General features: G+C 57.9%; 16 protein-coding genes and 1 pseudogene. 12 read left to right on the forward strand and 5 right to left on the reverse strand.

Features of this window, described 5'->3' with window-relative positions; all coding sequences use genetic code 11:
- Nucleotides 1-18 precede the first annotated feature (18 nt).
- From ASG20_RS15415 to ASG20_RS15425, 3 genes are read left to right on the forward strand one after another with little or no spacing between them, the layout of a single operon-like run.
- On the forward strand, nt 19-720 hold the full coding sequence (locus ASG20_RS15415) for a SapC family protein (RefSeq protein WP_056054629.1): 702 nt from the start codon (nt 19-21) through the stop codon (nt 718-720).
- Nucleotides 713-1,747 carry a cupin-like domain-containing protein gene (locus ASG20_RS15420; RefSeq protein WP_056054632.1) on the forward strand — a complete coding sequence of 345 codons (1,035 nt, stop codon included), beginning with the start codon at nt 713-715 and terminating at the stop codon, nt 1,745-1,747. Before ASG20_RS15415 ends, ASG20_RS15420 begins: the two co-directional genes overlap by 8 nt.
- A complete protein-coding gene (locus ASG20_RS15425) occupies nt 1,744-3,243 on the forward strand; it encodes a tryptophan halogenase family protein (protein WP_056054634.1) in 1,500 nt (499 codons plus the stop codon). The genes ASG20_RS15420 and ASG20_RS15425 overlap by 4 nt, the downstream gene beginning before the upstream one ends.
- Before the next feature lie 302 nt (nt 3,244-3,545).
- Here ASG20_RS15425 and ASG20_RS15430 read toward each other — a convergent pair whose 3' ends face one another.
- Together ASG20_RS15430 and ASG20_RS15435 are read right to left on the reverse strand one after the other, a co-directional pair.
- Complete coding sequence (locus ASG20_RS15430; RefSeq protein ID WP_056054638.1) at nt 3,546-3,986, reverse strand: VirK family protein; 441 nt, start codon at nt 3,984-3,986, stop codon at nt 3,546-3,548.
- On the reverse strand, nt 3,986-4,330 hold the full coding sequence (locus ASG20_RS15435; RefSeq protein WP_082471014.1) for a chorismate mutase: 345 nt from the start codon (nt 4,328-4,330) through the stop codon (nt 3,986-3,988). The genes ASG20_RS15430 and ASG20_RS15435 overlap by 1 nt, the downstream gene beginning before the upstream one ends.
- A 436-nt stretch (nt 4,331-4,766) precedes the next feature.
- On the opposite strand from ASG20_RS15435, the gene ASG20_RS15440 reads away from it, so the two are divergent.
- The 3 genes from ASG20_RS15440 to ASG20_RS15450 all read left to right on the forward strand — a co-directional run bounded on the left by ASG20_RS15440 (nt 4,767) and on the right by ASG20_RS15450 (nt 6,417).
- Nucleotides 4,767-4,970: a hypothetical protein gene (locus tag ASG20_RS15440; RefSeq protein WP_156364358.1), complete on the forward strand. Its 204-nt coding sequence runs from the start codon at nt 4,767-4,769 to the stop codon at nt 4,968-4,970.
- Nucleotides 4,971-5,197: 227 nt separating this feature from the next.
- Nucleotides 5,198-5,482: a hypothetical protein gene (locus tag ASG20_RS19500; RefSeq protein ID WP_156364360.1), complete on the forward strand. Its 285-nt coding sequence runs from the start codon at nt 5,198-5,200 to the stop codon at nt 5,480-5,482.
- Nucleotides 5,483-5,925: 443 nt separating this feature from the next.
- Complete coding sequence (locus tag ASG20_RS15450) at nt 5,926-6,417, forward strand: DUF4262 domain-containing protein (protein ID WP_236698782.1); 492 nt, start codon at nt 5,926-5,928, stop codon at nt 6,415-6,417.
- 62 nt (nt 6,418-6,479) lie between these two features.
- Here ASG20_RS15450 and ASG20_RS15455 read toward each other — a convergent pair whose 3' ends face one another.
- On the reverse strand, nt 6,480-6,668 hold the full coding sequence (locus tag ASG20_RS15455; protein ID WP_056054650.1) for a hypothetical protein: 189 nt from the start codon (nt 6,666-6,668) through the stop codon (nt 6,480-6,482).
- 359 nt (nt 6,669-7,027) lie between these two features.
- Here ASG20_RS15455 and ASG20_RS15460 point away from each other — a divergent pair, with 359 nt between their 5' ends.
- Together ASG20_RS15460 and ASG20_RS19505 are read left to right on the forward strand one after the other, a co-directional pair.
- A complete protein-coding gene (locus ASG20_RS15460) occupies nt 7,028-7,354 on the forward strand; it encodes an immunity 53 family protein (protein WP_056054652.1) in 327 nt (108 codons plus the stop codon).
- Between the two features lie 213 nt (nt 7,355-7,567).
- A complete protein-coding gene (locus ASG20_RS19505) occupies nt 7,568-8,233 on the forward strand; it encodes a hypothetical protein (RefSeq protein ID WP_156364362.1) in 666 nt (221 codons plus the stop codon).
- 137 nt (nt 8,234-8,370) lie between these two features.
- Here the strand turns inward: ASG20_RS19505 and ASG20_RS15465 are convergent, their stop codons facing one another.
- Both ASG20_RS15465 and ASG20_RS19105 read right to left on the reverse strand, forming a co-directional pair.
- Entirely contained in the window at nt 8,371-8,934 is a 564-nt protein-coding gene (locus tag ASG20_RS15465; protein ID WP_156364364.1) for a hypothetical protein, read from the reverse strand.
- Nucleotides 8,935-9,793: 859 nt separating this feature from the next.
- On the reverse strand, nt 9,794-10,504 hold the full coding sequence (locus ASG20_RS19105; RefSeq protein ID WP_156364366.1) for a Crp/Fnr family transcriptional regulator: 711 nt from the start codon (nt 10,502-10,504) through the stop codon (nt 9,794-9,796).
- Between the two features lie 379 nt (nt 10,505-10,883).
- On the opposite strand from ASG20_RS19105, the gene ASG20_RS19950 reads away from it, so the two are divergent.
- From ASG20_RS19950 to ASG20_RS19110, 4 genes and pseudogenes are all read left to right on the forward strand, one after another.
- Complete coding sequence (locus ASG20_RS19950) at nt 10,884-11,090, forward strand: hypothetical protein (RefSeq protein ID WP_236698783.1); 207 nt, start codon at nt 10,884-10,886, stop codon at nt 11,088-11,090.
- Between the two features lie 667 nt (nt 11,091-11,757).
- Entirely contained in the window at nt 11,758-12,030 is a 273-nt protein-coding gene (locus ASG20_RS15470; protein WP_056054658.1) for a hypothetical protein, read from the forward strand.
- A 98-nt stretch (nt 12,031-12,128) separates the two neighbouring features.
- Nucleotides 12,129-12,293, forward strand: a pseudogene (locus tag ASG20_RS15475) (transposase); the annotation flags it as partial.
- A gap of 65 nt (nt 12,294-12,358) precedes the next feature.
- Nucleotides 12,359-13,116 (forward strand): IS5 family transposase gene (locus tag ASG20_RS19110; protein WP_156364368.1). Its coding sequence is split into 2 segments (ribosomal slippage): nt 12,359-12,692 and nt 12,692-13,116, totalling 759 coding nucleotides; the frame shifts between segments, so codons are not numbered across the junction.
- Nucleotides 13,117-13,213: the final 97 nt, after the last annotated feature.

Raw genomic sequence — 13,213 nt, forward strand, 5'->3', positions numbered from 1 at the left:
CTCGTCTAGGATTATCTCATGGCCTCGGTACTTCTCAACAACATTGACCACCGCGACCTGCGTGTCGCGGTCGGTCATCACGCGCGCTACGGCGATGCGATCAACCAGACGCGCGTCTTCCCGGCCGAGTTCGAGGAACTGCAGCGCGACTATGCGATCTTGCTACGTCGCGACGAGCACGGCGTCCTATTCTCGACCGTCCTGTTGGGGCTCGATCCGGACGAGAACCTGTTTCTCGACGGCGAGCGGTGGGACGCGCGGTACGTGCCGGCGGCGCGGGCGCGCGGTCCCTTCTCGATCGGTTCGGGTGCCGATGGCGAACCTATGATCCACGTCGATCCGAACCATCCGCGCATCGTCGATAACGGCGAGCCGGTGTTCCGCGAGCTCGGCGGTAACGCGCCGTTACTCGATCACGTCTCGGCGATGCTGCAGCGGATCTATGTCGGTCTGGAGACCGAGAAGGCGATGGTTGACGCGTTCGCCGCCGCCGGCCTGCTCGAACCCGCCACGCTGCAACTCGATCTCGCCGACGGGCGTTGTTATGACATTCCCGATCGCTTCACCGTCGATGCGGGGAAGCTGGCTGCGCTCGACGGCGATATCCTGGCACGGCTCCACCGCGACGACTTCTTGCGTCCGGCGTTCTGGATTGCCTCATCGCTCGGCAACCTTCGCCACCTGATCGATCGGAAGCTTCGGAAAGAGCTTCATGGCTGAGAGCTTGCGGGTATCGCGACCCGTCCGCGAGATCGATCACTCCGGTGTCCTCGATCTGGACGCATTGATAGCGACGGAAGAGCCGGTGATCCTGCGCGGGCTCGCCGCCGACTGGCCGCTGGTCCAGGCCGGACGTAGGTCGCCGCAAGAGGCTGCCGCCTATCTGCGCCGGTTCGACGCTGGCCGTCCCGTCACTGGCTATGTCGGCGATCCCGCGATCAGGGGACGCTTCCATTATGACGAGACTGCGACTGCGATGAACTTCGCCGCCAAGCGGATCGCTCTGGGCGAATTCTTCGATCATGTGCTCGGTCATCTCGGCGACGCCAGGGCACCCGCTTATTATATCGGCTCCACCGATCTCGACACCCATCTCCCCGGCTTCCGCGCCGAGAACGATTTGGTGCCGCACGGTGACGTCTTCGATCGCCACCCGCCGCTCGCCAGCATCTGGATTGGCAACCGCACGGTCGCGTCCGCACATCACGACATGTCGAACAATGCGGCTATCTGCGCAGTCGGGCGGCGACGCTTCACGCTATTCCCACCGGATCAGGTCGCCAACCTCTATCCCGGCCCGCTCTCGCCGACTCCCGGAGGGCAGGTGGTGAGCATGGTCGATTTCGCCGCGCCGGATCTCGATGCCTATCCACGCTTCGCTGCCGCTGTTGCCGCCGGATCGGTGGCGGATCTGGCGGCTGGCGACGTCCTCGTCTACCCGGCGTTGTGGTGGCACCATGTCGAGGCGCTCGACGACTTTAACGTGCTGGTGAACTATTGGTGGAACGCGGCGCCCGCCTTCATGGACACGCCGATGGATACGCTACTGCACGCGCTGCTCAGCCTGCGTGACCGGCCAGCGCAGGAGAAGCGCGCGTGGCGCGTGATGTTCGATCATTACGTGTTCGGCGATGCGGAGGCGGTCGCGGCGCATCTGCCGCCACCGGCACGCGGACCGCTCGCGCCGCTTGACGAGCATGCTGCACGCCAGTTGCGAGCCTACCTGCTGCACAGGCTGAACCGATGAATGATACGTCTGAACCTCCACGTACCCGTGTCGTGGTCGCCGGCGGTGGCACGGCCGGATGGATCGCCGCCGCAGCGATCGTGCGGCAACTGGGATCGCTAGTCGATGTGACACTCGTCGAATCGGACGAGATCGGCACCGTCGGCGTCGGCGAGTCCACCATTCCGACAGCGCGCAGCTTTCACGCCTTTCTCGGCATCGACGAAGCGGCGTTCATGCGTGCCACGCAGGCGACCTTCAAGCTCGGCATCGCATTCGAGAATTGGCGCCAGGTCGGAGACCGATATTTCCATCCGTTCGGCAGCATCGGCAGGTCGGTGGCGATCGCCGACTTCCAGCATTTCTGGCTGGAGGCACGTGCACGCGGGTTCGGTGAGGCGTACGGCGACTATTCGCTCGAACAGCAGGCAGCCGGCGCTGGCCTCTTCGGTCACGACGAGCAGCATTCGCTGGCTTATGCCTATCACCTCGACGCGACCGCCTATGCGCGGTTCCTGCGCGCGCTGGCCGAACCCTGGGGCGTCCGCCGCGTCGAGGGATGCATCGAGCGGGTCGAGCGTGACGGCGAGGGGGGCTATATTGCCGCGCTCGTCCTCGCCTCAGGCGAGCGGATCTCTGGCGACCTGTTCGTCGATTGCACCGGCTTCCGCGCATTGCTGACCGAAGGCACGCTTGAGACTGGATTCGAGGACTGGTCGGAATGGCTCGCGACCGACCGGGCGCTCGCCGTGCAGACGGAGACGGTCGGCCCCCCCGTGCCGTACACGCGCGCGATCGCACACGGTGCTGGCTGGCGCTGGCAGATCCCGCTGCAGACGCGGACGGGCAACGGTCTCGTCTATTCCAGCGGGCACATGAGTGACGACGAGGCGCACGAAACGTTGATCGGTGCTCTGGATGGCCGGACGCTGTTCGAGCCGCGACCGCTGCGCTTCCGTTCGGGAATGCGACGGCAGGCTTGGAACCGGAATTGTATCGCGCTGGGTCTGGCAGCGGGCTTCATCGAGCCCCTTGAGTCGACCAGCATCCATCTGATCATGAATGCGGTGATCCGCCTGATCCAGCTGTTCCCATTCCGTGGCGACGATCACGGTGCACTGGCCTCGCGCTTTAACGCGCAGTCGCGACACGAGTGGGAGCATGTGCGCGACTTCATTATCCTCCATTACCACGTCACCCAACGCGACGATTCGGCGTTCTGGCGGGACTGCGCGCGCATGACCATTCCTGACAGCCTTGCTGAGCGGATCGCACTTTTCACGAAGACCGCTGGCGCCTGGCAGGGACAGGACGACCTGTTCAGGATCGATTCCTGGGTCTCAGTCATGCTCGGGCAAGGCGTCGTGCCCCGCGCGCATCACCGCATCGCCAGCATCATCAAGGGACAGGAGTTGCGAACCTCTTTCGAAGATCTTTCCAGAGGAATAGCAAGTACGGTGCGGCTGCTACCGCGACATTGCGACTTCCTAGCCCGGTATTGCCCGGCTGACGGCTGATGCATCACGTAGCCGCTTGTCTGGACGGATATCTCACATGAGGGGAATACTCTAATGTGAGGAGAAGGTGTTCTCTAGGAAAAGTGTTCATATCCGCAGGTCACTGATTTCTATCAGCCATCCGCGCTCCCGTTTCAAAAGGCGGCGCCGCACCCTCTCTCAAGATGAACGAGCGTCCGAAGTTGGAAAGCGAAAATGGGCACCGGAATGTCCGGAAGTGGGTCATCATGCTGGTCTGTTGCCGATGCTTATCAATATCGACCGGTGCTGCCTTTTGGTCCGATTTTTGGGGGCGCGCGTGGTTATCCATGCGCCGCAACGAAGCGCATGCCCTTGTTGATAGCGCATCTATAGTCCAGCGTCGTTCCGACACGCTGAAAATCCGGCATACTGAAAACGGTCATCGAGAAGTCCGCCTCGCCGTCCGGATGGACCTGATACCGAAGGAACTGACGGATCGGCTTGCCGTCGCGACCGACCGTGAAATGATCGTCGGCGAATGCCAGCGTCCCGTCCTCCGTCACGCGATAGGCATCAATGTGCCTGCCACCCCGCGTTTTTGTCGGCTTCGAGTCCGCCGACGTGGGCTTGCACTGGCTCAGGTCGAGCACCACGGCAACCGACGCTCCGCCGTCCAGCGCGTGTTCGACCGCCGGCAGATCGCCCAAGGTCGCGGTCGCGGACGCCTGGGACGCGGCACCTAGAACGGACAGACCCAGTAGGATAGTACGAACGACGCTCATCAATTCCCGCCGAGCGACAGGTTGGCAATACAGGCACTTTGGGGGCGTTCCCCATTTTCGGCATGGGCGTGCGCGAACCGCTCATGGTGGCGGATCACTTCGGTGACGATGAAGCGCAGGAACTTCTCCGAAAAATCGGGATCGAGTTGCGCCTCGGTTGCAAGCTGATGCAACCGTACAATCTGGCGTTTCTCCCGATCGGGATCGGCGGACGAATGGCCCTGTGCAGCCTTCAGCGCTTCGTCCGCCTGCGTAACCTTGAACCGCTCGGCGAGCATGCCGATCACTGCTGCGTCAATGTTATCGATGGTTCGGCGGTATCTGTTCAGGACGTCGTCAGCCACCTGCACACCCTTTGCCTGTTCAGCGCCGTATAATCGAAATGGACGCTACGGCGGGCCCGACTTTCTGTGGTTCGACGCCGCGATGAACCCGGTCGTCGAATTCTGTCCATCGTATGTGATTGCGCTGGACGTTCGCCGAAACGGTATACTATGGCGCTGCCGCCCGCCTCGGGTGATGGTCGACCGTCCCTGCGATCAACCCTCGGAGTTTCCCTGGAACCGGAGGTTTCACGCCGGATGCCGATACCACGACCAACGCGGTGACCGGTAAAAGCAGCGCCAGCATCGCCGCCCGACTCGATCGCCTGCTGGCGACGCGCACCGTGTGGATGATCGTCGCCTTGCTCAGCCTCGCCTTCTTCGAACTTTGCTCCTGTCGGCCTACATCGCGCCGAGTCTGGTGCGTGACGGTCTATTCAGGACGACGACCCCAGGCTTGTTCGGACTGAACGGCGTTGCCGCGCTGTTCGCCGGGCTGACGGTCGGCACTCTAGCCGCGGGCGCCTTGAACCATGACGAAAGCCACCGGCCCGTCATCGAACGGCATTTCGGCAAGAAGCGGATCCGGATCTTTGGAGTTAATGAAGTCACGGCAGATGCTGAGGTGCTGGCTGGCCGATCCCGTCCGCGAGCGATCTGACGTTTGCTTGCGAAAATCGGCGAAAGTGCGGGAGTGGCCGAGGCCGCTGCTACACAGCTGAATGTATTGCAGGAAACGCACTTCGTCGCTCCAAACCGGCCAGTCTGCAATCCTTCCCATTCCGGCCATTGCGCGTTCGCCCAAACCTTGCCGTTCGCTGCGGTTGAGCCAGCGCCGACTAGCGGACGGGACCCTCGTAGCATACCGTACGTGCGGAGGGCCAATCGGTGGCGATACTGTACTTTGTAATTTCCGTCGTGGTAGGATTGGCGCTCGATTGGGCTGTGTACTCGCGAATAGTTTTTGCGCTTGGCAGACCATACTTTTACGGCGATGCAGATGGCTACACGAAATTCCTGTATCCGCGAATAGTTTTCACCGTGGTGGCGATATTCGTGATGTTTTTGACAGCTGGTAAAGAGGGTGCGAACGTTGCGGTATTCGTATGCGGAGCGGGAGTTTTTCTGTTTTCTCCCAGCTACGCTGCCTATCGCTATTTGATGGGTGAGTGAGATGGCTATCTATCAAATGAAGCAACCGCAGTTAAACCGAGCGGCAGCGAACGCTAACCATGCCCCGAAAGCTGCCAGTCCGTTATCCTTCCCATTCCGGCCATTCCGCTTCCGCCCACTTGCAGACATTCGGGGCTTATATACGATGAGCAGATGCAGCGCCGCGTTCTAAACCTGATCGTCATAGTCGGCTTGCCGGTACTGATCGGACAATTCGCATTCGACTGGATTAACAGCGGCCTAAATTCTGCCGCCAGTCACCTCCCTACGAGAGCCATACTCATCCTTGCTGTGTTGCTCGTGTGGTCCGTCTTCCGAGAATACCGCGAGCGTAAAAAGCGCGCCGTCCGCTAACGCCCAGAACAAGGCATTCGGAGTGGCTGTTGCGCTTCCTGATTGCGGACGTTCATTAGGAGGGTTAGCTACCGCTCATGCGAACAGCCATGAACGCGCCGCCTGAGGCACTGGATGATCTCGAGCGAGCGTTTGTAGCCAAGGTCCGAGAGCATGGCTGGTTCGACACCGCAGTGTTTGGCGACGTCGAAGGGCCGGGGTTCTCATTTACCACGGGGTTATGGGTGAACACAGGTCAGCCAGAGTTGATCATGTTCGGCATGAAGCGTGAGATAGCTCATGACGTGTTCTGGGAGTTGTTCCGAGAGGCTAAGGCAGGATTGCCGCTACCAGTGGGTGAGCCAACCGATAGAGCATTCGAAAATCTTCTTGCCTATGCATTTCCGGTGGCGAAGCGGTTCTACCGCGATCACTTGGGCTGGAGCCGATGGTTTTACGGCGGCGACGAGTTCCCCTGCCTTCAAATTGTCTGGCCGGATCGGAGTGGCGTTTTCCCATGGGAGCAAGGGTTCGACACAGCTTTCGCAGCCGACCAGATCGACTTGACAGAAAATGGTTGGGAGTCAGCGCTTACACCGTGAGTCCGCTTTCCATCGAACTGGCGTCAAAAGCCGCCGGTCCGCTTTCCTCTCCAAAGTGGTCGTCAGGTAACGATAACGATGGCCACGCCTGCGATCGACAGGATGACGCTCAGCGTTGTGAGCCATCGAACTTTTCGCTTGTCCACGGCGGTGCTGGCGAAGTGCACCGCCCCGAGCAGCAGGGCCGTGCTGAGAAGCACGATAACGCTGCCTAGGAGATCGCCTTGGGATTCGGTCATCTGGTCATCCAAGACGCTGTCCTGATGATCGGCCAGCAGCGCGATCGGCTAGCAGCGCTTCCCTATCATAGATGTGACGGGCGGGTGAAAACGCCCAGTTGCGGACATTGACGCGGTACCCGATGGTGGCGGGATGGACTCCAAAACGACAACGAAGCGCCGCAGGTGGATTTGGGTCGCCATAGCGTTCGCTGCCGCAATATGCCTGTTCTCTGCGGGTGTAATCTATGGGCGCTGGCTGACCGTGAGTGGAGCTTGTGTGCCGAGCGGTTGCCGATGGCCTTAGTCCGCTTTCGCCCAATCATGGCCGTTTCGCCGCGTGCCACCTGTTCCCGATTGCGGACATTCCCTGTCTGGACGATGCTAACAGAATGAAGGACGACAATCTCGGCTGGCTAAACGAGTGGTATCTCGCTCAATGCGACAGCGATTGGGAGCACTCCTACGGGGTCAAAATCGACACACTCGATAACCCCGGATGGTCACTCAAGATCGAGCTGACCGATACCGCGCTGGAAGGGAGGGCTTTCGAGCGCGTCACTTACGGTGAGATCAGTGACGAGTTGGAAGAGTGGCAGCACAAGGGAAGCTGGTGGGTTGCAGTCGTAAAGGACAACGCCTTCGAGGTTTCCTGCGGACCGTTAGACCTGTCCGCTGCCATTGGCGTCTTCCGCCGATGGGTTGAGCAGCCAGCCTAGCGAGCGTCCGCTGTCGCAAAGCGGACCGTCCGCAAACCTTCCCATTCCGGACATTGGGGTCTCGGAGGAGTTGAGGTGGCATCACACCTCACGAGTGGGGGGGGCGTTCGACTCGGCGGCATGCGCGTAGGCCCTCACTAAAGTCTAAAAATCCCCGACAACGGAATGAGAGCCGCACATGACACGAATCGTGCGTAATGGTAGGCGGCTGCCATGGATGATTTGAGCAATAGCATCGCTTCTGGCGTCGGGGCTGTCGTAACTGCACCTTGGCCATTTTTTGCCGTCGTTTGCATTGTCGTGTTCGGGGTTTGGAAGGTCATTTCCACGCTGTATTCAACGCGAATTCAGAATGCGGAAAGCACGATAACCATGCTCGAAAAGAGGATCGGGCAAGCGGAGGCGGAGCAAGCTAGGCTCGGTGCGGAACAAGCTAGTGCCGGCAAGGCCCGTAGCCCTGCCCCCGAGCAAGCGGGTGCCGCTGTCGCGCCATTGTCGGTTCCCGTACCGCAAACGGAGCCTAACTTGCCAAAAAGCTGGCCGAACGAGGAGTTGTACGTTCCATCAAATTTCACGCCCGAACGTGCCATGAAGTATTTCGTCGGGCGCACTGCATTGCAGGGAGAGGCTGATGCGGCAAAGTACGTTAATCACCGAATAAAATTACAGCGCGCGGTAAAGCAAGTTAACGCTACACCTAGTAGTTTTCTTGTTGTGCTTGAGACAGCGGACGGGAACGGTATTTATTGTTTCTTTGGGCGTCCCAACCTAGCTGTAGAGACTTTGTCAATTGGAGACGTGGTTCAGATAGATGGCTTAATCGAAAGAATCTATATACTTGGAATAGATTTACAGGACTGCCGTCTCATACGAGAGTAGCGAAAGGCTACGCTCGGAAGTGTGATTGCTCTCAATGCTAGAATTACCTGGCGGGTACGAGGGAAGGATCTAGCAAAACCGCACGACTATCTCATCGGTATCGGAGGTTCACGATACCAGCGCAATACCAGTTGCTCTTATTTACGACCGGTTTGGCTCGGCGGTATCGGTTGTCTTCCGATGACATCCCAGCCACGGTCTTGCGGCAGGATCTTTATCATTGTGTCGCCATCGAGGGTGACCAGGTACAGGAAGTTTCCAGATCTGTAGATTGCCTTATCGTTTCCAATAATGACCGGCCTTGCTGCATATCGATGCCCGCCAATTGTCACCAATGTGCTCCCCCGCGGGTCTTCGAACTCGGTTTGAAAGCTGACGTCTCCAAGTGCGAACGGCATAATAAGAGCGGTCATGAACAAGAGATACATGTATGCGCGCCGTGGAATCTTAAACATTCGAGCCGCCAGCCATGTCGTAGCGGTGAGCATCAGAAAGAAGGCAAACAACGTCGTTGGCCGAGCGCCCTTCTCGTTCAGGCTCGAAGCCGTGAGATAGGTACTCCACGCAAAAACTAGGAGTGCCGGGAATTGCATGATCAGGCCGATTGCCCGCTGTTTTGGAGACACGGCTTTCCCGGTATCTTTAATTTCCCCTTGGTTCAATAATGAGGATGGCGCGAACATGTAAGGGGCGGACGTCATCAAAAGGGCGAAGACTATGCACCCGACAGTTGTGAGAGCGTATGACGCAGCGTGCAAAACGTGGTCAGTTATGCTGAAGGCCGCGAAGTAGGGCGATCCGACAGTCCAAAAGAAGCCTACCTCGATTGCAAACGTAATAACATAATAGGTAGCCGTAACTGCTGCCAAGTAAACCGGTAGTCTATCGAGAAAATCAGGTTTTGGTATATCTCCGTTCATCATATAACCCCATCACGTTCCAGCCATTTGCTTAGCGCGCACCGACATCAAACCGAAACGATAATACGTATCGCTTAACGCCATTCCCCGTTTGAGAACGGTACCCGGCCGTCGGCAAGTCATCCTCGAGCGCCGCATTCGGGGAAGTGTGACGCGGCATTGCGCGTTAGCGCACGACACCCCCGCTCGGCCGTCGAGACCGGCTGGGGTGTTATTTAATGCGCCGCAGAGCTCGCCAGACTCGCGATGTGGGCGGGGCGTGGGAATGATCGAAACCGCCCTTTAGCCGTGGAGCCGTAAAATCGTTTGTTATCAATGCCGTTTGCCCGATAGCCGCTCGATTGCGGCGTGAAGGATATCAATGACTTGTACGGCCGGGGGCATCGGAACCGCCGGTTGGATCCCGGTAATGCAGGACGCGATGTAGGGGAAGTTGTCCGCTATCGCCCAAATACGGACGTTCCGGGTGGCGACGCGCTTGCCCGACAGCGGTCATTCGTTCAGCTGTTCTCGCATTCTGTCCGCTCGTCCGACCAGCAGTCAGCGGCGCCCAGGTTCGCCCTTATGCGCGCATCAAACTCGCCAAAGGCGACTTCATGAGGATGAAGTGGCAGCATGTGACTCGTTGAAGTCAAGATTTTCAATGCAGGTCCTGTGGATAGTAATCCCCGGCGGCCATGAATTGTTCCCTGTTCGCTATATAGATAGAGCGTCCATTATGAGATATCAGTCCGTCGTCTACTAACGACTTAAGCATACGATTTACGTGTACTGCAGTCAGGCCGGTCGCGTTGCCAATTTGTGCTTGTGTGAGCGGCATATCAAACGAATCGTTGCTCATTAGCCCGCGGGCACCCATGCGTTCCGCGTGATGGCATAAAAAGTGCGCTATTCTGGTTCGTGCATCCCTGCGAGCCAGATTGAGAAGCTGCCCGCGAACAAGGCACGCATCCACTAGCGTCATTCGAAATAATGCGTATGCAATCGCTGGCCGTTTTCTGAATAACGTCAAAAATTCTAATTTTGGGATAAATGTTATTTCAGAGTTGTTTAAGGCCACCACATCTGAGTCAAATTTTTTCAAAAACAGCGAAGGAAGATTTAGTAAGTCGCCTCGCACATTCAGCGCAGAAATCTGTCGGTTGCCATTGCCCGCATTTTTTTGCTGCAGGGCATATCCGCTCGTTAGCAGCAGCAGAGAGTCTCCCACGTCACCCTGTTGGGCTAGGTTAACAACCTTTTTTACTCGATGCACCATTGTCGGAAGCATAAGGATCGATTCACGGTCCTCGTTGTTCAGCGCACCGTAAAGCGATAGCTCATCAATAAATATTTCGAGATTATGTGGCACAACGCGTCCTTAACGAAGCTATGCCACAGATATGGCGATACCGCTTTGCGTATATGACATCTTTGACCTTATCAAGAAAACTAATCTATGTTGGCTTAGGAAAGGGAGACTCTATTATACTCCATGCTGTTTGAAAGCACGATTAGACGCGATTCGCTAAAGGCCTTTTAACCAAGGGTTACGCTGTTCGATGGTTAGGAATTTGCCCGGCCAAGGTTGCGCGGTCTTGGCTAGCCACCCTGCTGCGACCCGCCTTCTTATAAATTCGGGGATTGCTGCAACTTAGATTAAGTTTTATGACAGGTGATCGACACGTTTAGCCTGGAGCACGGTGCCGAGAGAGGCATCAAGGTGTCTTTGCTCATCATGGAGCGAGACCATGTCAGAAGTAATCGGGCGAGCTTTTTATAATGCTCGCGGCGCTCGGGCGCTTGAGTTAGCGAAAAAAGCGAAAAACACAGAAATAGCAGGCATTCATCAACGGATGGCCAAGAGCTATTTCGAGCTCGCGGAACTCACACCCGAAGATAGTGGACCGCAGTCCCCCCTGACGAGGGGCGAGGTCAATCGAAGTGAAGTTGGATAAACAGTCAAATTCCGTAGGCGTCCTCTCTCAGGCTAATGTAACAAAGGGCGCCCGAAATTTGTTGCGAGAAACATTCTCGCGATCGGTCGAGCGCGGCGATTATCCCACCGCGTGGTCACTTCGAGTAGGATTCGTGGAGCTCATACAACAAGACACGTATCGAGTACTTGGATACAAAGCCGACAGAATCGACAGTTTTCTGGGGCTGCCGATAACTATGTGTCCTTCCGGTTCGCGGAACCAGCTCATAACGGCGACCGGCAGTATATCTATTCCAGAACTCGAACCCATTTGGCGGACCCAATCGTATGCCAACGATTGACGAGCAAAACCACGAGACGCTTCGAACTTCGATCGCTCGATCGCTCGATCTCTGCAACTTGCAGATGATCTTCACGAGAGTTTGATCGCAGCCCATCTCGCAGCAGCGCTGAATATCGCGGAAAAAGTATTGGACCAGGGCAAAAATTCTCCCTGATATTGACGTCGCGAGAACGTCCGCTTCCTCTCCATTCCGGACATTGGGAGCACTGAGGAGTTGAGGTGGCACCAGGCCCACCGAGTGGGGGTCGCGTTCGATTCAGCGGGATGGGCGTTATCGCAACTGGAGGCGCGACGGCAATTTACGCCCATTAGCAGACATCGCCCTGTTCGGTTATGATGCCACATGGCAACACTTCTGCATGAATATTGGGAGGGCGACGACGGGGCTGAGTTCGCCGTCGTGAGGCAGCGTAATGACGAATTGAGACCCGCAACCATGCCGAACGCGCGCTTTGTTTTTAGCGTTTTAGCGGACTCATGGCATCAAGCTATGCAGCTTCAATACGACGAATTGGACTTTGGCACCTATGAGCCTGTGGCAGGCGCGGAATACTTTTATTCCGACGAAGAAGCCGCCGAACAGCAGGCGTATCTCAAACGACGGAACGTCTGGTAACCACCAATCCCGGCCATTCCGCTAACGCCCATACCTAGGGTCAGGACCCATTGATGTGAGAGGCGCGATCTGATTCAGGCTCCGTGAGGAGAGCGTGGATGAGCGACCTGTACTGGCTGACGGATGAGCAGATGGCGCGTCTGCAACCGTTCTTTCCCAAGAGCCATGGCAAGCCTCGGGTCGATGATCGGCGGGTGCTCAGCGGCATCGTTTTCGTCAATCGCAACGGGCTACGCTGGTGTGATGCGCCGAAGGACTATGGGGCTAGGGTCAGGACCCATTGATGTGAGAGGCGCGATCTGATTCAGGCTCCGTGAGGAGAGCGTGGATGAGCGACCTGTACTGGCTGACGGATGAGCAGATGGCGCGTCTGCAACCGTTCTTTCCCAAGAGCCATGGCAAGCCTCGGGTCGATGATCGGCGGGTGCTCAGCGGCATCGTTTTCGTCAATCGCAACGGGCTACGCTGGTGTGATGCGCCGAAGGACTATGGGCCGCACAAGACGCTCTACAATCGCTGGAAGCGGTGGGGCGAGAAGGGAGTCTTCTTGCGCATGATGGAGGGGCTCGCGGCAGCGGAAGCCGTACCGAAAACGGTCATGATCGACGCGACCTACCTGAAGGCACACCGCACGGCATCAAGTCTGCGGGTAAAAAAGGGGATCTCGGCCGCCTGATCGGCCGCACGAAAGGCGGCATGAACACCAAACTGCACGCCGTCAGCGATGCGGATGGGCGGCCCTTGAGCTTCTTCATGACCGCCGGGCAGGTCAGCGACTACACCGGCGCGGCAGCCTTGCTCGACGATCTGCCGAAAGCACAGTGGCTACTTGGCGACCGTGGTTATGACGCCGATTGGTTCAGGGACGCCCTGGAAGCCAAGGGCATACAGCCCTGCATCCCGGGCCGCAGATCGCGCAACGAGCCGGTCAGATACGACAAGCGCCGATACCGGCGCCGCAGCCGCATCGAGATCATGTTCGGCCGTCTGAAGGATTGGCGTCGCGTCGCCACTCGCTACGACCGCTGCCCAACCGTCTTCTTCTCTGCCGTCGCGCTCGCGGCCACCGTCATCTTCTGGCTATGATCAATGAGTCCTGACCCTAGGCTCGCCCATTCCTTGCGCTTCATGTGCGTACGCGTGAGACCGTTATGCTCCTGCTCGATCTGACCCTTCAACAGCC

The organism is Sphingomonas sp. Leaf198 (assembly GCF_001424005.1).
Lineage (GTDB): Bacteria > Pseudomonadota > Alphaproteobacteria > Sphingomonadales > Sphingomonadaceae > Sphingomonas.

Excerpts from the sequence above, each read along its gene's own strand:
- ASG20_RS15415 (WP_056054629.1), top strand. The coding sequence starts at position 19 with ATGGCCTCGGTACTTCTCAACAACATTGACCACCGCGACCTGCGTGTC.
- ASG20_RS15420 (WP_056054632.1), top strand. The coding sequence starts at position 713 with ATGGCTGAGAGCTTGCGGGTATCGCGACCCGTCCGCGAGATCGATCAC.
- ASG20_RS15425 (WP_056054634.1), top strand. The coding sequence starts at position 1,744 with ATGAATGATACGTCTGAACCTCCACGTACCCGTGTCGTGGTCGCCGGC.
- ASG20_RS15430 (WP_056054638.1), bottom strand. The coding sequence starts at position 3,986 with ATGAGCGTCGTTCGTACTATCCTACTGGGTCTGTCCGTTCTAGGTGCC.
- ASG20_RS15450 (WP_236698782.1), top strand. The coding sequence starts at position 5,926 with ATGAACGCGCCGCCTGAGGCACTGGATGATCTCGAGCGAGCGTTTGTA.
- ASG20_RS15460 (WP_056054652.1), top strand. The coding sequence starts at position 7,028 with ATGAAGGACGACAATCTCGGCTGGCTAAACGAGTGGTATCTCGCTCAA.
- ASG20_RS19505 (WP_156364362.1), top strand. The coding sequence starts at position 7,568 with ATGGATGATTTGAGCAATAGCATCGCTTCTGGCGTCGGGGCTGTCGTA.
- ASG20_RS15465 (WP_156364364.1), bottom strand. The coding sequence starts at position 8,934 with ATGACGTCCGCCCCTTACATGTTCGCGCCATCCTCATTATTGAACCAA.
- ASG20_RS19950 (WP_236698783.1), top strand. The coding sequence starts at position 10,884 with ATGTCAGAAGTAATCGGGCGAGCTTTTTATAATGCTCGCGGCGCTCGG.
- ASG20_RS15470 (WP_056054658.1), top strand. The coding sequence starts at position 11,758 with ATGGCAACACTTCTGCATGAATATTGGGAGGGCGACGACGGGGCTGAG.